Source organism: Corynebacterium sp. MSK158 (assembly GCF_030229085.1).
GTDB lineage: Bacteria > Actinomycetota > Actinomycetes > Mycobacteriales > Mycobacteriaceae > Corynebacterium.
Genome location: NZ_JASPHJ010000019.1, coordinates 1 through 17866, shown reverse-complemented (window position 1 = coordinate 17866; position 17866 = coordinate 1). Strand labels below are relative to the sequence as shown.

General features: G+C 60.2%; 18 protein-coding genes and 1 pseudogene. 12 read left to right on the top strand and 7 right to left on the bottom strand.

Features of this window, described 5'->3' with window-relative positions; all coding sequences use genetic code 11:
• Positions 1-26 precede the first annotated feature (26 nt).
• Positions 27-335 (bottom strand): annotated as a pseudogene (locus QP915_RS11785) (FitA-like ribbon-helix-helix domain-containing protein); the annotation flags it as partial.
• Between the two features lie 159 nt (positions 336-494).
• On the opposite strand from QP915_RS11785, the gene amn reads away from it, so the two are divergent.
• From amn to QP915_RS11060, 6 genes are all read left to right on the top strand, one after another.
• Positions 495-1898 carry an AMP nucleosidase gene (amn, locus tag QP915_RS11085; protein ID WP_284769371.1) on the top strand — a complete coding sequence of 468 codons (1404 nt, stop codon included), beginning with the start codon at positions 495-497 and terminating at the stop codon, positions 1896-1898.
• Between the two features lie 73 nt (positions 1899-1971).
• On the top strand, positions 1972-2484 hold the full coding sequence (locus QP915_RS11080) for a phosphoribosyltransferase (RefSeq protein ID WP_239236574.1): 513 nt from the start codon (positions 1972-1974) through the stop codon (positions 2482-2484).
• A 21-nt stretch (positions 2485-2505) separates the two neighbouring features.
• The gene (locus QP915_RS11075) at positions 2506-3987 is read left to right on the top strand and encodes a SulP family inorganic anion transporter (RefSeq protein WP_284769370.1); all 1482 of its coding nucleotides are present in this window, start codon (positions 2506-2508) and stop codon (positions 3985-3987) included.
• A 285-nt stretch (positions 3988-4272) separates the two neighbouring features.
• A complete protein-coding gene (locus QP915_RS11070; protein WP_239279340.1) occupies positions 4273-4770 on the top strand; it encodes a ferritin in 498 nt (165 codons plus the stop codon).
• A gap of 82 nt (positions 4771-4852) precedes the next feature.
• The gene (locus QP915_RS11065; RefSeq protein ID WP_239228716.1) at positions 4853-5206 is read left to right on the top strand and encodes a hypothetical protein; all 354 of its coding nucleotides are present in this window, start codon (positions 4853-4855) and stop codon (positions 5204-5206) included.
• Positions 5207-5219: 13 nt separating this feature from the next.
• On the top strand, positions 5220-5816 hold the full coding sequence (locus tag QP915_RS11060) for an HAD-IA family hydrolase (RefSeq protein ID WP_284769369.1): 597 nt from the start codon (positions 5220-5222) through the stop codon (positions 5814-5816).
• Here QP915_RS11060 and QP915_RS11055 read toward each other — a convergent pair.
• Positions 5799-6932 (bottom strand): ROK family transcriptional regulator, encoded by a 1134-nt coding sequence (locus tag QP915_RS11055; protein ID WP_284769368.1) that lies wholly within the window; start codon positions 6930-6932, stop codon positions 5799-5801. The genes QP915_RS11060 and QP915_RS11055 overlap by 18 nt on opposite strands.
• Positions 6933-7040: 108 nt before the next feature.
• Between QP915_RS11055 and QP915_RS11050 the strand changes: the two genes are divergently transcribed.
• Both QP915_RS11050 and QP915_RS11045 read left to right on the top strand, forming a co-directional pair.
• Positions 7041-7610: an LOG family protein gene (locus tag QP915_RS11050; RefSeq protein WP_284769367.1), complete on the top strand. Its 570-nt coding sequence runs from the start codon at positions 7041-7043 to the stop codon at positions 7608-7610.
• Between the two features lie 69 nt (positions 7611-7679).
• Complete coding sequence (locus QP915_RS11045; protein WP_284769366.1) at positions 7680-9350, top strand: DUF885 domain-containing protein; 1671 nt, start codon at positions 7680-7682, stop codon at positions 9348-9350.
• On the opposite strand, the gene QP915_RS11040 is transcribed toward QP915_RS11045, so the two are convergent.
• Positions 9347-10438 (bottom strand): AbrB family transcriptional regulator, encoded by a 1092-nt coding sequence (locus QP915_RS11040; RefSeq protein WP_049377100.1) that lies wholly within the window; start codon positions 10436-10438, stop codon positions 9347-9349. The two genes, QP915_RS11045 and QP915_RS11040, sit on opposite strands and share 4 nt — an antisense overlap.
• 118 nt (positions 10439-10556) lie before the next feature.
• Here QP915_RS11040 and QP915_RS11035 point away from each other — a divergent pair, with 118 nt between their 5' ends.
• Positions 10557-11327 carry a TSUP family transporter gene (locus QP915_RS11035; RefSeq protein WP_049377099.1) on the top strand — a complete coding sequence of 257 codons (771 nt, stop codon included), beginning with the start codon at positions 10557-10559 and terminating at the stop codon, positions 11325-11327.
• On the opposite strand, the gene QP915_RS11030 is transcribed toward QP915_RS11035, so the two are convergent.
• Both QP915_RS11030 and QP915_RS11025 read right to left on the bottom strand, forming a co-directional pair.
• The gene (locus QP915_RS11030; protein WP_284769365.1) at positions 11328-13595 is read right to left on the bottom strand and encodes an ATP-dependent RNA helicase; all 2268 of its coding nucleotides are present in this window, start codon (positions 13593-13595) and stop codon (positions 11328-11330) included.
• Positions 13596-14261 carry a sugar O-acetyltransferase gene (locus tag QP915_RS11025; RefSeq protein ID WP_284769364.1) on the bottom strand — a complete coding sequence of 222 codons (666 nt, stop codon included), beginning with the start codon at positions 14259-14261 and terminating at the stop codon, positions 13596-13598.
• 154 nt (positions 14262-14415) lie between these two features.
• Here QP915_RS11025 and QP915_RS11020 point away from each other — a divergent pair, with 154 nt between their 5' ends.
• The gene (locus tag QP915_RS11020) at positions 14416-14763 is read left to right on the top strand and encodes a hypothetical protein (protein ID WP_284769363.1); all 348 of its coding nucleotides are present in this window, start codon (positions 14416-14418) and stop codon (positions 14761-14763) included.
• A 94-nt stretch (positions 14764-14857) separates the two neighbouring features.
• On the opposite strand, the gene QP915_RS11015 is transcribed toward QP915_RS11020, so the two are convergent.
• Together QP915_RS11015 and QP915_RS11010 are read right to left on the bottom strand one after the other, a co-directional pair.
• Positions 14858-15568, bottom strand: a complete 711-nt coding sequence (locus tag QP915_RS11015) for an ASCH domain-containing protein (protein WP_284769362.1) — start codon at positions 15566-15568, stop codon at positions 14858-14860.
• Between the two features lie 119 nt (positions 15569-15687).
• A complete protein-coding gene (locus tag QP915_RS11010) occupies positions 15688-16119 on the bottom strand; it encodes a MepB family protein (RefSeq protein WP_284769361.1) in 432 nt (143 codons plus the stop codon).
• Between the two features lie 189 nt (positions 16120-16308).
• Here QP915_RS11010 and QP915_RS11005 point away from each other — a divergent pair, with 189 nt between their 5' ends.
• Both QP915_RS11005 and QP915_RS11000 read left to right on the top strand, forming a co-directional pair.
• Positions 16309-16998: an alpha-ketoglutarate-dependent dioxygenase AlkB family protein gene (locus QP915_RS11005; RefSeq protein WP_284769360.1), complete on the top strand. Its 690-nt coding sequence runs from the start codon at positions 16309-16311 to the stop codon at positions 16996-16998.
• Positions 16999-17035: 37 nt separating this feature from the next.
• Positions 17036-17581, top strand: coding sequence for an NADPH-dependent FMN reductase (locus QP915_RS11000; protein WP_284769359.1), 546 nt, complete (start codon positions 17036-17038; stop codon positions 17579-17581).
• The last annotated feature ends 285 nt before the right edge of the window (positions 17582-17866 follow it).

Sequence of the window (17866 nt, the reverse complement as noted above, 5' to 3'; positions counted from 1 at the left end):
TTTGTCGGCAGAGGCGCATATATTTCTCATGGGGCAGTGTGCCGATAGGGGCCGGCAGACCGCAATTCTTTGCGTGTTAACCGTGGCAATCTGCTTGCCGAATGCGAGGTTCGAACTCCATGGCCTCTGAAATGAGGTTCGTACCGACGATGGTCATGGGAACTCATAGTCCGCGCCTCATCATCGTGTGGTGGGAGGGGAATCTTAGCAGGAGCTTCGCGGGAGTCCTCATGGAGCGCCATCCCAATATTGTTTGGTCGCACCGTATCGCTGAGTATAAAACGCACTTCTGCTTCCATGGAGTGGCCGCCGTTCTTGGCCCGTTGTGCAAGAGCCTCTTTGACCGCTCCTTAAAGAACTCGTACTACCAAGAACGACAAGGTTGTTGTGCTTCCCAATGATATCAGTGGTGATCTCGCCCAAACTATGGCGAAGAGAGGAATGAAAAGCGCAGACCGCTGCCGCGCTGTTAAGTCCCCGCTACACTCACGTCTATGACCGACCTGCAGCATGTCCACTCCGTTGATGAGGCGGTAAACCGCCTGATTGAGCTCTATGAGAATTCCTGCGAGCTTGCCCGCAAGACGTTGGAATCAGGAAACCTGGATGACTATCGCTACGTGGTGTATCCAAAGGTCACGGTGGATATTCGCAAGTGGCAGCCGATCGATCGTTCCGAGCCCTTCGGCTACGTCAACGAGGCAGGCAAATATTCGGCGGTAATTTCCAAGCCGCACATTATCCGGGACTATCTGCACGAGCAGCTCACCCGCCTAGCGGGCAATTATCCGTGCGATATCTTTGTTGGCCAATCGGACCAGCGTATCCCGCCGGAGTACATCAAGGACACGGCCACGGCCCCGCAGGAACGCGGGCCCATTCCGCGGCCGACGCTAGATGAGGTCAATGATGCGATCATTGATGGCGAATGGAATGCCTTCCATGGCGAGGAAAAGCCGCTATTCCACTTTGGTGCCCAGCGCTTCGATATCGCCTGTGCGCGCATCGAGCATTACACCGGTATTGAGGTCGATACGGTACAGAAATACATTCTGTTTACTAACTATGCGATGCACACCACCGAGTTTGTGAAGTTTGGTCTGCGCGAGCTGACCAAGGAAGACTCGCGCTATACCGCCTTGGTGCTGCCCAATGGCGAGACCATCCATCCCAATGATGCGGTGGACCTTGATGTGGACGGTCTGACCTTGACCTCTCGGTACCAAATGCCGCGCTTTGACCTGATTACTGCCGGCGGCGATGGCATCACGATGATCAATATTGGTGTTGGTCCCTCGAATGCGAAGACCATTACGGATTGCTTGGCGGTGCTACGCCCGGAGGCATGGATCATGATTGGGCACTGCGCCGGCATGGACGGCCGCATGCGCATCGGTGACCTGATTTTGGGCAATGCCTATCAGCGCAATGACCACATCTTGGATCAGAAGGTTGCGGCGAGCTCGCCCATTCCGGCGATTCCGGAGGTACAGCGCATGCTCGAGTCCGCGGTAAAGGCGGTATACGGCGACGATAACTCGCTCATGCGCACCGGCACAGTGCTCTCCACCGATGATCGCAATTGGGAGTGGCGCACCAATCGGGATCTGTGGGAGTGGCTGCGCACCTCCACCGCGGTGGCAGTGGATATGGAATCGTGCACGCTTGCAGCCAATGGCTACCGCTACCGTGTACCTTATGGCACGCTGCTGTCGGTCTCTGACCTGCCGTTGCATGCGGTGCCGAAGCTGCCGGCGCAGGCGCAGGCTTTCTATTCCAATTCGAAGGAAGCCCACGTGATGTGCGCGGTGCGCGCCATGGAGCACCTGGCCGAGAATCCGGAGCGCTTGCGCACCCGCAAGCTGCGCCGGACTTTGGGCGAGGTTCCATTCCGGTAGGTGCCTTTCCTTTGGCAGGCATCGCTCGTTAAACTACAAAGAAAGCCCATGACGCAAAAGGAGCCACACAATCGTGACTGAAAATTGGATCCACCCGGACCGGGAAAACCTCACCTGGGAGGTCTTCGGCGAGGCGAGCCGTAACCTGTCGGAACAGATTGTGGAATCTGGCTGGTTCCCAGACCTCATCGTGGGCGTCGCCCGCGGTGGCCTGATCCCAGCCGGCGCTATTGGTTATGCCATCGGTGTGAAGGCCATGGGCGCTATCAATGTGGAGTTCTACACCGATATCGGCCAGACCCTGGATGAGCCCATCATTTTGTCCCCGCAGCTGGATACGGACTCGCTGAAGGGCAAGAAGGTCTTGGTTGTCGATGACGTCGCGGACTCCGGCAAGACCCTCGATCTGGTAGTTAACCTGCTCAAGGAAACCGCTGATGATGTGCGCTCGGCCGTGATTTATACCAAGCCGAAGACTATTTTTGAGCCGGACTTCTCGTGGAAGAAGACCGATCAATGGATTAACTTCGCATGGTCCGTGCTGCCCGTGATCACCGCGGATGGCTCTTTTAAGGAAGGCTCTTAAAGTCCACTAGGATGTGCAGGCGTGATTAAAGAACAGCCTGTTCCTACCGGCGTCATCGCCAGTTTCCGCTATGCATTTTCCTCGCCTGCGCGCCTGCGCAAGGAGGTTTTCGGCGGACTGGCGGTGGCGCTTGCTTTGATCCCGGAGGTCTTAAGCTTTTCCATCCTCGCAGGGTTGGATCCGCGGGTGGGATTGTTTTCCTCCGTGGTGATGGCCATGGCTATTGCCTTTACTGGCGGCAGGCCGGCGATGATTTCCGCCGCGGCCGGTGCGGTGGCACTGGTGGTCTCTCCGCTCGCGCATGAGCATGGGCATGATTATGTGGTCGCCGCAGTGCTGTTGGCGGGAATTATGCAGGTGGTGCTGGCCGCGGTGGGCGTCGCTAAGCTCATGCGCTTTATCCCGCGCTCGGTGATGACGGGGTTTGTCAATGCGCTGGGCATCATGATGTTTACTACGCAGCTGCCGCACCTTATTGATGTGCCGTGGATGGTGTATCTGCTGGTGGCCATTGGCCTGGCCATCATGCTGGGGCTGCCGCGGCTGACCACGGTGATTCCCGCCCCGCTGATTACCATTCTGGTGGTCAGCATTATTGCGGTGGCGGCCGGGTGGCAGGTGCCCGATGTGGCGGATCAGGGCAAGCTGCCTACCTCGCTGCCGGGGCTTTTCGTGCCGGATATTCCGTGGAATCTAGATACCCTGCAGCTGATTGCGCCCTATGCCTTTGGCATGGCATTGGTGGGCCTGATGGAATCGCTGCTGACGGCCAAGCTGGTCGATGACATTACGGATACTCACTCCGATAAGACGCGCGAGTCCTTTGGCCAGGGTGTGGGCAATATCCTCGCCGCGGCCATTGGTGGCATGGGTGTGTGCGCCATGATTGGCCAGACCATGATCGGCGTGAAGGCATCCCAGGCGCGCACGCGCTTGTCGACGTTCCTCGCGGGCGCCTTCCTCCTCATCCTCTGTCTGCTCTTTGGCGAGACCGTCGGCCGCATTCCGATGGCCGCGCTGGTGGCGGTGATGATTATCGTGGCCGCAACGACGGTGGATTGGCATTCGGTACACCCGCGCACGCTAAAGCTCATGCCGCTATCAGAAACGCTCGTGATGCTGGTGACGGTGGTAGGAACGCTGGCCACGCATAACTTGGCGGTGGGCGTGGTGCTCGGCGTGGTGGCGGCATCAATCGGCTTCGCCCGCCGCGTGGCCCACCTAGTGGAGGTAGAGCGGATTGGAGATGCCGAGTACGCGGTGCGCGGCCAGCTCTTTTTCGCCTCGTCCAATGATTTGGTCTACGCCTTCGACTACACGCTGGATACCCAGCGCGTCGTCATTGATATGAGCAAGGCCGAGGTATGGGACGCCTCTACGGTGGCGACGTTGGATGCGGTGCAGAAGAAATACGCCGAGCGCGGCATCGAAGTAGAGTTCCGTGGTCTGGAAGGGGCGAGCGCACAGCGCCTCGATCGCCTGAGTGGACGCTTGGGTGATTAAAGTCACAAATTAAGCCCGGGGTGGTTGGGTACAAGCGGTTGTGGCTGCTCTGGGCGTCGAGGAGCGACCGGGTCCTGGCGAGGGATCTGCCATGACCTCGGGTTCTTAGGGGAGCTTTCCTTTTCTTCGGTGGATAGCTTTGTCTTGGCTAACTTAGGTTATCCAATCTAAAAAAGCGTAATGACGTGCAAGTTTACTTAAGTAGACCTTGCTGGATCGTGGGAGATTCTTCGGTAGTGTGGTGCTTAGCACTAATTAATTTCCCCACACAGAAAGGTTTTTACAATGGACGAGAAGCTGCAAACCCTGTTGAATGACCAGGTCATTAGCGAATACGGCGCTTCCATGGTCTACACCCAGCTGGCCTTCGAGATGGATAACCTCTCCTTCCCGGGCATGCGTGATTGGTTCATGGGCCAGGCTGCCGAGGAGCGCGAGCACGCCGAGAAGATTGCAGACCACTTGCTCTCCCGCGGCTACCGCGTAGAGCTCAATGACATCCCGGTTGGCTCCGTCAAGGCCGCTAACCCGCAGGACGCCTTCCAGGCTTCCCTCGAGCACGAGCAGAAGGTTTCCGAGGAGATCCGCACCATCGCCCGCGCGGCGCTGGAGGCACAGGATCTGGAATCCCGCCAGCTCGTTGACTGGTTCCTGAGCGAGCAGGTAGAAGAAGAAGCTACCGTTTCTGAGATTCTGGACCAGATCAAGCTGGTGGGCAATGACGGCTCTGGCCTGCTGCGCATCGATGAGCGCCTGGCTGGCCGCACCGAAGGCGGCGCCTAAGCGCGCGTGGGTGAATAACAAACCCATCAAGATTTAGCTCAATCCTCCCATAGCACTGCGGTGCGGTGGGAGGATTGTTTCTATGTCAACGCAACGCAAGGCTTTGTGCGCCATAACCCTATTAGTTCTGGCGCTCTTCCTCATCGTGGGAGCAGCAATCATGTCCACGCACATGGCCTTGGGGGTATTTCTGACCACTGCGGCGCTGATGCTCGGCCCATTCGCCGGGCTCGCACTGCTGGTTTATGGCGTCGCCGGCAAGCGTGGGGTAGTTACGCGCTCGCTCTACAGCCTCGGCGGCATGCTGCTCCTCGGCGCCATCGGCGGTATCTTCGCTCTGTCCATGGACCAGGCTCCCGCGATGCTGCCTCTCTTTGTCGCTGGTGCGGGTGTGGGAATTGTAGCCGTGCTGACCCAAGCGCCGAAACGCGCATAAACTGGCCCCCGTTATGCCCAAACTCCTCTTTGATATGTACGGCGTGCTCATGCGCCCGGCCACCCCAGAAAGCCATGCGGAGTTGGAGCGCCTCATCGCGCCACCAGATACTGAGGCGATGTGGGAGGCCTACGGGTTTTATCGGCCGGACTACGATGCCGGCATCTTTAGCGATAGTCACTACTGGAACGAGGTAGCGGCCCGCGCCGGGCTAGGGGAGGTTCCCGTCGCGGAGGCGGTAGCATGCGAAAATAGCGGCCTACTGGAAGCGGACTTGGGCATGGTGGCGCTGGTCAAGGGCCTTATCGGGGAAGGCTATAGCGTGGGCATCTTGTCCAATATTCCCACCACGCTGGCGGGCCAAGTGCGTAAGAAGCAGCCGTGGCTCGAGGACTGCGCGGCGGTGACGTTCAGCTGCGATATCGGCGTGGCCAAGCCGCACCCAGAAGCCTATCGCGTGGCCGTGGATGCGCTCGCCGCGCAGCTGAAGGATACGCACTTTTTTGATGACCGCATCGACTACGTGGAAGGCGCGAACTACTGCGGGCTCAACGCCCACCTCTTCCGCGGCATCGACTCGGTACGCGAGGTGCTAAGCGTGCTGGAGTGAGCGGCCCAGATCCAGCGGCTGGCGCAGTAGCTGATCGGTGGCCACGGTGCGGGCTACCGCGCGGACGATCTCCTTATGGCCGGGGATCATGCGCAGCTGCAACTCTTCGCCCGCGGAGGCGCGGACGGTGGCGGCGAATTGCTTGGGGGCCTTCGGGTCGTCGGTAAACGCGCCGCCGGCGATAACCACGGTGGCCGGGGAGTGGGCCTTGACCAGTTCCGCGGTGATGGAGCCCAACTGGCGGGCGCGTTCGTCCAAAATGGCGCGGACGGCGGGGTGGGAGTCGGCGGCCTGGGCGGCGTCGGCAAGCGAGGCTGCCTCCACGCCCTCATGGCGAATCGCCTCCAGGATGTGCTGGGTGGCCAGCAGGCGCTCGGACGCGCCATGGCCTAGCAGCTCGGAGTGCGTCGGGGGCACGGGAATAATGGGGCTGACCTCGTCCTCCACGGAGAGGGCGGAGCCGATGGAATCATCCGCGAAGAGCACCAGAACGCGCTCGCTGGTACCAATCTCGGCCGCCTGGGTTTCGGAGCCGAGGATGGCCGGGATGGCGGAGGAGACCACCACGGGCACGCCGAACTGGAAGCGCAGGCGCTCGGCAATGTCCACGCCGTGCCAATTGAGGTTTTCCGCGGTGACCAGGCCGCTATCATCCACGGTGCCGGAGGTGGTCACGCCGAGGGAGACCAAGCGGTGGTTCAGGTTGGTCATCATGCGGTTGATGCCGGCCATGATGTGCTCGAGGAAGTCATCCTCGCTGAGGTTAGCCACCGGGGTGGTCAATTCCTCTTCGCTCAACGTGCGGCCCTTGATGTCATAGAGGCCGATGTAGGTCTGTTTGGTGCCCACGGAAATGCCGCCGAGCGCCCAGTCATTATCGGCCGCCTCAAGCGGCACGGTGGGCCGGCCGCGCCCGCGGGACTGGGTGAGGTCGGTGCGTTCCTGGATGAGGCCCGCGTTGAGTAGGGAAGTAGTAGCGCGCGTGATGGTGGGCTGGGAAAGTCCGGTGGCTTCCACCAGCTCGCTCCGGGTGATGATCGGGTTCAGGCGCACCAAATGAAGGCACTTTGCGGCCGGTGTGCGGGGGCGCGTGAACACTGGGCCAGGTTTGATCATAAAAAGAAGTATAAATATTCCAGACTGCTTTGTCTAATCTCATAAACTCACCATGTACCGAATGGTCTAAAGGTGGTGGTGGGCGCGCAGATATCTATGCTGGAGGGCATGCAGTCAGTAGCGGTTTATTGTGGTTCAGCAACAGGAAACTCGCCGGCCTATACGCAGGCGGCACAGGAATTGGGCGCGGAGCTGGCCCGACGCGGCCTGACTCTGGTTTACGGCGGCGGCAATATCGGCTTGATGCGCGAGGTGGCAGAGGCCTGCCTGGCCGCCGGCGGCACCGTCACCGGCGTGATGCCCCAGGCGTTGGTGGATCTGGAAATTTCCCATCCTGGCCTGACCACCCTGGAGGTGGTGGGATCCATGGCCGAGCGTAAGACGCGCATGGAGCAGCTTGCCGACGCCTTTATTTGCCTCCCCGGCGGAGTTGGCACCCTGGAAGAGCTCACTGAGGTGCTCACCCTGCAACAGCTGGGCACCATCCGCGGTCCGGTGGGCCTAGTAAATACCGAGGATTTTTGGCGTCCTTTCTACGCCATGTACGCCGCCATGGCCGAGTCCGGCTTTATCTTGCCGCGCTTTGTGGACGCATTGGTAATGAAGGAAAAACCGCAGGATATCCTAGATAAATTCAGCGGCTGGCGCTACCCCGGAACCAAGTGGGACAACGATTAGTTAACAAGTTCGCAACTTCAGCCCGCCCGGGTGGCCTATAGGCGATACTTAGGGATAGACTTCCTCGTTATGAGTTCTGAGCAGACCGCTAAGCGCCAGCCCTCTCTACTGGACGCTTCGTGCGATAACTTCGTTCACGACCTAGCCGAGCTTTCCCCCACCGATGCCACCGCGTGGGGCATTGACGGCTACGAGGGCGAATTGCAGGATTTCTCCCCCGAGTACTTCACCGCCATCGCAGACCGCACCCGCGAAATGGTCGCGGACCTGGATGCCCTAGATGACACCACCGATGAGTCCGATGATGAGGATGACTTTGATGACGTGGACTATGTCACCGCGGCCGTCCTGCGCGATCGCCTCTGCCTTGATCTAGATCTACACCACCACAGCGAGGATGTACGCTGCCTGAATAACATCGCCTCCCCGGTGCAGACCATCCGCGATACCCTGCTGCTCATGCCGCAGGATACGGACGAGGACCGCGATGCCATTCGCTCCCGCCTTTCTAAGGTGAAGACCTCCCTGGCCGGCTACCGCAGCTCCCTGGAGGAGGCGGCCTCCCACGGCATGGTGGCACCGCACCGCCAGATCTCCGAGGTCATTGTGCAGTGCGAGCGGCTTGCCGACGCCGACTCGATGCTCGAGTCCCTCGGCCTCGACGCCGACTCCGCCGAGGTGCAGCAGGCCAAGGAGGCCTTTGGCGAGTTCTCCGATTGGCTCTCCAATGATCTGCAGCCCCAGGCGCCCACCAAGGACGCCGTGGGTCGCGAGCGCTACGAGCGCTTTTCCAAGCTCTTTGTGGGCGATGCCGTCAACCTCGACGAGGCCTATGAATGGGGCCTCGACCAGGTGCGCAGCCTGCGCGCGGAGCAGGAAAAGATCGCCCACGAGCTCTACGGCTCCGAGTGTTCGGTGCGCTCGGCGATGCGCAAGCTCAACCACGAGGACCGCTATACCCTGCGCGGCACCGATGCGCTGGTGGAGTGGATGCAGTCCACCGCCGATGGCGTCATCGCTGAGCTCAACGGCAAGGAATTCGATATTCCGGAGGAAGTAGAAGAGATCGAGTGCTGCATCGATCCGGCCGGCACTGGCGGCATTTTCTATACCCCGCCGAGTGATGACTTCTCCCGCCCGGGCCGCATGTGGTGGTCCGTGCCAGAGGGCCAGGACACCTTCCACACCTGGCAGGAGCTGACCACCGTCCACCACGAGGGTGTTCCGGGCCACCACCTGCAGCTCGGCTCCGCACTGGTGCAAGAAGACCTCAACCTGTGGCGCCGCGCGGTGACGTGGAACTCCGGCCACGGCGAGGGCTGGGCGCTCTACGCCGAGCAGCTCATGGCCGAGCTGGGCTACATGGATGATCCGGGCTTCCGCATGGGCATGTTGGATGCGCAACGCCTGCGCGCCGCCCGCGTGGTCGTGGACATCGGATTGCACCTGGGCAAGCAGCTGCCGGATTGCTCTACCTCCGGCGTTTGGGACAAGGCGCACGTAAAGACCTTCATGCGCGAAAACACCGCCATGGATGATGCCAACCTCAACTTCGAGGTCAACCGCTACCTCGGTTGGCCGGGCCAGGCGCCGTCCTATGCGCTGGGTCAGCGCCTGTGGCAGGAAACTCGCGCCGAGGCCGAGAAGCAGGGCATGAGCGCGCGCGAGTTCCACTCGGAGGCCCTCGCCTTGGGCTCCGTGCCGATGTCCGTCCTGCGCGAGGCCGTGCTGGGCAACTAACGCCGCAGCAGGCGCTTCGCCAGCCGCAGCAGCTGCGGCAGGTAGCCTGCGATGACGAGCACCGCAATGAGCCGGGTGAGCTGTACCGCGATGACCGCTGGTCCGGCTCCGCCCTCGGCGGAGAGCGCAAGCACCGTCTCGAGCGCGCCGGGGCTCGTGGCCAGGTAGGCCTCGAAGTAGGAGATGTGCAACCACTTGGTCAGCGGCCAAGCGGTGGCCGCGCAGATGCCGATGATGACTACGATGAAAAGAACCGTGGCGGGCAATTGCTTGGCAAAGGCCTTGAGTGCGGGCAGCGATAGCCCGCCGCCGCAGACCCAGCCGATGGATAAGAATGCCATCACCTTAAAGACATAGAGCGGCTCAAGCGTGTGGCCCTCCGGCAGCACGAAGGAGACCAGCACCGTCAGCAGAAGGGGGCCGAGCACGGCCGTGGCGGGCAGGTGCAGCAGCTTTCCCAATTTCTCGCCCAGCAAGGCGATGGCAAGAACGAGCGCGATGATCCACCACGTGGTTTCTCCCTCCACCGTGAGGTCCGCGCCTTTACCGGCCGGGGTATCAAGCAGCGCGACGACGGCCGGTAGCGATACGGAGACCACCAATAAGCGCAGGTACTGGGTGAGGGCGACGTAGCGGTAGTCGGCACCGAGTTCGTCGGCAAGCGCGGGCATCAGCGAGGCACCACCCGGCAGCATGGATAAAATGCCGGTTTCGGAGGACACATCGCGCGGCTGCGCGCGGTGCAACAGCAAGCCGCCGACGATGCCAACCATGATGGTGACAAAGGACATCGTCACCGCCGCGGGCAGGAAACCGACCAGCTGGCCCAGCGGCACCACGGTGAGGGGCAGCGCTGCCATCATGCCGATAAAACCGCGGGACATATTATAAAAAGTCCGGTTGACCTGGAGATCTTCGCCAGTAATGAGAGCCATGGCGCCCGAGGCGATAATGGCCGCCAGAATCCACGCGGCGGGCACATGCCACAAGTTAAATAGCCAGCCCAAAAGGACAGAGATTGGGACGACGATAGCCCACCGCGCCACGGTGTGGGCATTAAGTCCACTGCTTTCCTGCTGTGCGGCCATGCGCGCCCTCCTCAAATTACCTCTGCGACTTGAGTCTAGCGCCCCTTCCTTTCATTACCGCGGGCAGCGGATAGGGGCGAGTTATCACAATACATGATTAAAGATTTATGATCGGGGCATGGAAATCGATGTGGCGCAGTGGGTGATTCTCTTCCTCGGTACCGCGACTGCGGGGTGGATCGATGCGGTCATCGGCGGTGGAGGATTGATCCTCATCCCGCTGCTGCTCGCAGTCCTTCCCAGCCTCGCGCCTGCGGCGGCGTTGGGAACGAGCAAGCTGGCCTCGGTAACCGGCACCGGCTCGGCAGCCGTGACCCTTGCGCGCAAGGTGAAGTTAGATAAGGCGGAAATGGCGCGTTTTATCCTCATCGCGCTGGTGTGCTCTGGGCTGGGTGCCAGCGTGGCCTCGAGCCTAGATAAAGACGTCATGCGCCCCATCATCATTGTCCTCATGGTGGCCGTGGGCATCTTCGTGGCCTTCAAGCCAGACTTTGGCAGCAGCGACGCGGCCGGCATCCGCGGCGGTTGGCGCACCGTCGTGGTCCTCGTGCTTTCCGGCATTATTTCCTTCTACGACGGCATTTTTGGGCCGGGCACCGGGATGTTTTTGATCATGGCGTTTACTTCCATCTTTGCCCAGAGCTTCCTGACCTCTGCAGCCATGGCCAAGGTGGTCAATACCGCCACCAATCTAGGTGCGCTCATTGTTTTCATTATCGGTGGGCACGTGTGGTGGACGCTCGGCATCGTGCTCGCGGTGGCGAATATCGCCGGCGCGCAGCTGGGCGCGCGCACCGTGTTGGGCGGCGGCGCAAAGTTCATCCGCTACGCGCTGCTTACCTTGGTCGTGGTTATGAGCTGCTACCTAGGCTGGCAGCAGTGGGGTTAGCTACATCCGGTTCTTGGTGCGCGCGGTAGCAACGGCATTCCATGGATCCTCGGGCCATGGGTGCTTGGGGTAGCGGCCGCGCATATCGGCGCGCACGCCGGCATAAGGGCCGGACCAGAAGCTGGCGAGATCATCGGTCACCGCGAGCGGGCGGCCGGCGGGGGAGAGCAGGTGGAATTGCACGCGGTGGCCGCAGTATTCGGGGGATTCGGCCAAGCCGAAGCATTCCTGCAGCTTGATGTGGACCACGGGGCGGTCGCCGGACCAGTCGATGGCGGCATCGCGGCCGGAGGGAACCGGGAGGCGCTCGGGGGCGAGCTCGTCCAGGTGGGTGGCTTCCGGCCAGGGCAGGAAGCGTTGTAGCGCGGGGAACATGTCGAGCTTGGCCGCGGGAGTTCCCTCCGCAATACTGTGCAGTTCGGGGCCGAGCCACTCGGCGGGATCCGCGGAATCGACATCGGGCCAAGGCGCGCCATAGTGAGCGTGTAGGTGGCGCAGGCGGTCTTTGAGGCTCTGGGCCTTCTTGCTGAAGGTGAAAAGGCCTAGGCCTTCCTTACGGATGCCGGCGGCAAGCGCCTCCTCGGCTGCGGGGCCAGTGACCTTGACTGGGGTCTCAGAGAGCGTGATGGCGCCCGCAGCCTTGACCTTGATACCGCGCACGCGGCCATCGCGCAGGAAGGCGCGGGTTTCTTCGGTGACGCCGATAGTCTCGAGGGCTGCGGCTTCCTCGATGCGGGCGGCCGAGCGGATGATGGCATTGCCTGCGTTGGACAGGGATACCTCCGCGATGGCGAGCCACGGGGCGCCGGCCAGGCCCGAGTTATCCAGCAGCCGTGCGCGAGTACCGCTGGCCAGCAGGTAATCCTCGCCCACGCGCTTGGCCACCTGCTCGGGAAAGGCGGTGGCGACGACCTCGCCGGGATCGGCGGGGCCGAGATCATCGACGAGGCGGGCGAGCCGCTTGACCTCCCTGTGGGGTGGGCGGTGACGGGTGAGGTTGGGGGTTAAGGGGGCGTCGGCAAGCGAGGCAATGATGGGCGCGGCCTGGCTGCCGTGCCGGAGCAAGGAGGCGCCGAGGCGCGGATCGGTGGGCAGGAGGGCGAGCTCCTGCGTGGCACCAATGCGCTCAAGGGTGGCGTGCGCGGCCGCAAGGGCCGGGGCCGGCGGGGGATCGAGCAATGGGAAGTCCGGGCCCGCGCCCCAGCAATCCAGAAATAGCGCGGCCTGGGTCAGATCCGCGGACAGGATCTCCGGGGTGGTGTGCGGGGAAAAGTGCAGGTAATCATCCTGCGAGTAGCAGCGAATCACGGTGCCAGGCGCCTCACGGCCGGCACGACCAGCGCGCTGATCGGCGCTCGACTTCGAGGTAGACACCGTCACCAGCCCGGACATGCCACGCTGCGCATCGCGCCGGGGAACGCGGGAGAGCCCGGCATCGACCACCACGCGCACGCCCGGCACGGTAAGCGAGGACTCCGCGATGGAGGTAGCCACGACGATGCGCCGCTCCTCGCTATACAGCGCGGCGTCTTGCTCCGCGGTGGTTTGCTTGCCGTGCAGCGGGAAAACATTATGGCCGTCCAGCGCCTCGCACACGAGGTTCACCTCGCGCACGCCGGGCACAAAGACCAGCGTTGATTCGTGCTGGCGGGCTGCTTGCTTGGCGACGTCCCCGTAAAACTCCCTCGCCCCCGCCGCCCTGCCCGGCATGGGGGCGTAGTGGATATCGAGCGGGTGGGTGACTGCCTCGGTGACGTGGACGGGGGCGTCCATGAGCTGGGAAAAGCGCTGCGCATCCACGGTGGCGGACATGGCGATGACGCGGAAGTCCTCGCGTAGCTCGGCTAGTTCCAGGCACATGCCCAGCACCAGATCCGTATCGAGCTGGCGCTCGTGGACCTCGTCGATGGCAACGGCGGCCACTCCCTCGAGCTCCGGATCCTTGAGCAGGCGGCGCAGCAGCACACCCGGCGTGACGAACTCGACCTCGCTGCCCTTGCGGGACTCACCGCGGATGGCAAAGCCCACCTTCTCCGGGGTGCCGCTGAGAGTACTCAAGCGCTGCGCGGCCGCGCGGACAGCTACACGGCGCGGGGCGGTGACGATGACCTTTCCGCGCCCTGCCGCATGATTGGCCAACGCCGGTGGCACGAGCGTGGTTTTACCCGTACCGGGCGGGGCCTGAATAACTACGTTTCCGGTGCTCGGCAGCGAATCGATGGTCTCGGCTACGGGCAAGCCCGCGCCGATTGTGGCGAGATCAAACATCTAGTTGGCGGCTCCAAACCCTTCGACAGGGCCGTTGAGATCTTGGCGCTCCCAGGCGTCCTCGTTATTCTCCAGCTTGCGCACCACGCGGCCGGGAGTTCCCAGAACCAGCGAATTATCCGGAATATCGGTGGTAATGAGCGTGCCCGCGCCGACGACGCAGTTCTTCCCAATGGTAATCCCCGGCAGCACGGTGACATTGGCGCCGAACCAGGTGTTCTCACCGACGGTGATGGGCTTGGCAATTTCCCACCCACCGGCGCGCATTTCATGATCATTGACCGGATGCCCCACCGTAATCAGGGAGCAATTCGGGCCTATCATGACGCCATCGCCGAGCGTCACCTTGGCCTGGGCCAAGATGGTGGCACCGAAATTAATGAAGACGCGCTCACCACACACCAGATTGCATCCATATTCCAGATTCAGCGGCACGTGCAGGCCCGGCACCGCAGATTCTTCCGGCAGAATCTCGCGCAAGATGCCCTTCGCACGCTCCGGATCCGTATTCTGCAACTCATTGAGCTGCTTGACCAGGCGAAAGCCGCGCTGATGCTCCTCCTTGGCCTCCGGCATGCTCGGCAGGAACCACTCCCCACCGGTCATCCGCTCCCATGAGCCGTAGCGCTCCAAATCCTTCCGCCTTTGTGCATCCATGGGTGTCATTGTAGAGGGCGAGTGGTGCTTAGTAGGAGCCTGTGAAATTCACTTAGGTTCTCGGTAAATCACAAACCACCAGGCCGCTTTTGCTAGTTCGATAAAAATCGTAGCCAACATTGGCAAAGCGGTTGCTAATTCTCAGAGTTAAGGTTGAGTGTTAGTGGAAGGCGCAAACACAACGAGTGAGCATATGGAAACAGATTCAAGAAAGATCGTCGATAATATTTTGAGCGATATGGCGGAACTCGATGACTGGATCTGCATTGCTGATGCAACTGGGGCGAATGGGAAAGACTCGTTTGATGCTACCTATGATGATGTCGTTACCGTCCTTAGCGCAGTCAAAGACTCTTCAGCAGTCACGCTTGGAAAGCTCGGCGCAGGATTTCATGACCTTCCGGATAGTTGGTCTCCTAGGGAAATAGCGAGCGAAGTGTTTTCCTCCCCGGATCCTATCGTTGAGATGATGGATTTCTGGATAAGGGAATTAGAAGACCCCCAGCGTTAGCCCCCGCAATCTTCACACCGCAAGTACGACGCTATGGATTAGGCGAATTCTGCACGTGGGGAGGAGGGTGATTTCACCTTTTGTTCTGGATGGATTATCGCAGTTTGAACTCTACGACGTCCACTTCGTCATCGTCACCTAATCCGGGATAGTGAGTATCTAGCGCTTCCTGAAGCTCGGTGAGAGAGCCAAAACCGTCATTTCTAGCTTGCTTTTCCGACAATTCACTTCGCCGGGTGGAGGTAACGGCTGTGACCTGTGCAGGAATGGTGACGATCTCTCCAGATTCTTTCTCGAAGACAATGTGGGCATCTCCTTTATGGAAAGGATCATCTACCCGGATGGTTTGTTGCTTTTCTCCGCTACGAATTGATTCCTCGTAGCCTTCCCACATGTAGATGCGCTGCTCTTGTTCCATTTCTCGCCAGTTGAATGCGAATGGCAAGAGTTCTTCCACGGAAGGTGCTTCAAGTCCATTGCTTCCGCGCACGATGCACCGAATGGACGGATCAACATCAAAAAGCACCTGGCGGCATTTACCGCAGGGAGGAATAACTTGACCAGTAGGTCCATATACGGCGACTACTGCTTGGATTGGGTCCTCTGGATAACTAGCAGCATGGTTAGCTAAAGCCGAGATCTCCCCGCAAGGACCACCGAGGAAGTGGTGCGCGTTCAAACCGAGTACGTGTTTTCCTGATTTGGTAAGGAGCGCTGCGGCTACAGTGTGGTCTTCTCCGTCTTGAAAACGCTGTGCATGGGTAGTTGCTTTGGCCAGTAGATTTCGAAGTTCGTTGGTAATCACTCTTTAAGGGTAACAATTGCCAACGCGCTTTAACCGCGTTAGTGCGTAAGTTGAGTGTTTACCACCCTTCTGCGTGCTGGGTGTGCAGATTGTGATCGACTTGCTTGTGTACGCACAAATCAGAATTGTGTAAACGATCCCTGTTGCTGCTCTTGAGTCTTTAAAGCGTTGGAGTTGAGCCCCTCACACCATGGTGGATATACCCTAAATCCTCTCTTTCCTGGGGCTGCTCCGGAGGTAATACCGAGACGTTGTAAATCTTGATTGCTAAATTGAAACACACCTCGGTGATCTCCTTGAATCACAAAGACTAGGAGACCGTCGCCGCAGGAAGAATCTTCAAAAGGCACGGGTTCCCCTTCATGGTTGCGTTGCCAGAATGCTACAAAGGCCCCCGGCTTAGAAGGCGTGGTGCGTGCTGTGCGAACATGCCAGGTTTTAGCTCCCAACTCGGCTATTCCCGATTCATAATTCGCATTATCACTTGTTTCATTGATGGTGCCCTCTAAATTAAAGGCCGCCATGAATTGGTAAAAGGAATCAAACTTCATTATCTACGCGATGTATACAGCTACTTTCGTCCAAATTTGAAGCTTAAGGAAAGCGGCGGAGGGCAACAAATTCCCCACATTGTTTGAAGTGTCCAGGGTTGGGGCCGATTGATCTTAAACGCATTCTGGGCCTTGTCGAAGGAAATTTCTGGATCGATTTATCGGGGTGCTGGGGGTTAGGGTGAGGTCATGCTTTTTGATTCGCTACCGCGGCCGAGCGTGCGTGTGGCTCCGGGGGTGGGGCACGTGCCGGGATGGGTGAGCGTCGATAAGCAAAAGGCTTTGGTAGAGGAAATGCGCGGCATTGCGCGCGAGTATGCGGCGACGCCGATGGCGATGGTGCGCCCGCGGCTGAAATCCCGAGGACAGATGAGCGTATTTCAGCTGCATCTGGGCAGGTATTGGCACTATCCCAGCTATCGTTATGTGGACAATATGGACGGCACGCGAGTCCCGCCGGTGCCGGAGAGTCTGCGTCAGATTGCTCCGGGAGCACTGCGCGCCGCGGCCGAGGTAGCGCCCGAGCTTGAGCCCTGGGTGGGGACCTTTGTGCCAGAGATGGCACTCGTGAATTACTACCCGCCGGGATCGGCGATGGGCATGCACGTGGATGATTCTGAGGAATCGCCAGCTCCGGTGATTTCGTTGTCCATTGGGGATGAGGCCCTCTTTCGTATGGGTCACACCGAGGCACGCACGCGGCCGTGGGACGATATCACGCTATGTAGTGGTGATTTGGTGGTCTTTGGTGGCCCAAAGCGCTTTGCTTACCACGGGGTAGTGCGCGTAAACGATGGCACGCTGCCGGAGGGATGCGGGCTTACAGAGGGACGTATCAACATCACCATCAGACAGGTTTCGGCACGGGCGGTAGGCTAGAGGCGTTACATAAAGCTTGAAGGAAAGAAGGTTTCTCATGTCTCGCATTGGCATCATCATCGGCAGCACCCGCGATAAGGCCGCCGGCAAGGAAGTGGGCGAGTGGCTCTATGACCTGGCCCAGGGCCGTAAGGACGGCGTGGAGTACACCCTGCTGGATCTCAAGGAATTTGATATTCCGGTCCTGACCACCGAGGTTGTTCCCGCTGCTGCTAATAAGCAGTACGCGGATGAAAAGGTTCAGGCGTGGTCCGATGCGGTCGATGCCTGCGATGGTTTCGTCTTTGTCACCCCGGAGTACAACCGCTCCGTGCCGGGCCCGTTCAAGAATGCCTTCGATTGCCTAGCCGCAGAGTGGGCCGGCAAGCCGGTGGCGTTTGCGGGCTATGGCCCGGGCGGCGCCATCCGCAGCGTGGAAGCATGGCGCTCCATCGTGGTGAACTTCTCCATGCCGCAGCTGCGCAACCAGCTGGAGTTTGGCTTCTTCACCGACTGGGCCGACGGCGAGTTCCGCCCCGCAGATTTCAAGGTGGAGCGCACCAACTCTTTGCTGGCTGAGCTGGAAGACGCCCTTTCCGCGTAGTCAGTCCGCGTCGGCGCCTAGGGTGTGGCGCTGCGTGCGAAACAAGCACGTTTCGTAGATTTTCTCCCGTGACAATGCCGCTATGTGCTTGTTGTGCATCCGGGAACTACACAGCAGCCGCGTTCTGGCCTCTTGGTAGGTGAACGAGGCCGATAACGTGGCCGCACGTTGGCCTCATACAGAAAATTCAGCCCCCGCTGCTCATGATTGAACTGGCCCCCGAAAGTTGGACTGGTTTAATTCTAGGCGGTTAGGGCTTCAAGGGTCTGATTTCGATATTGCATC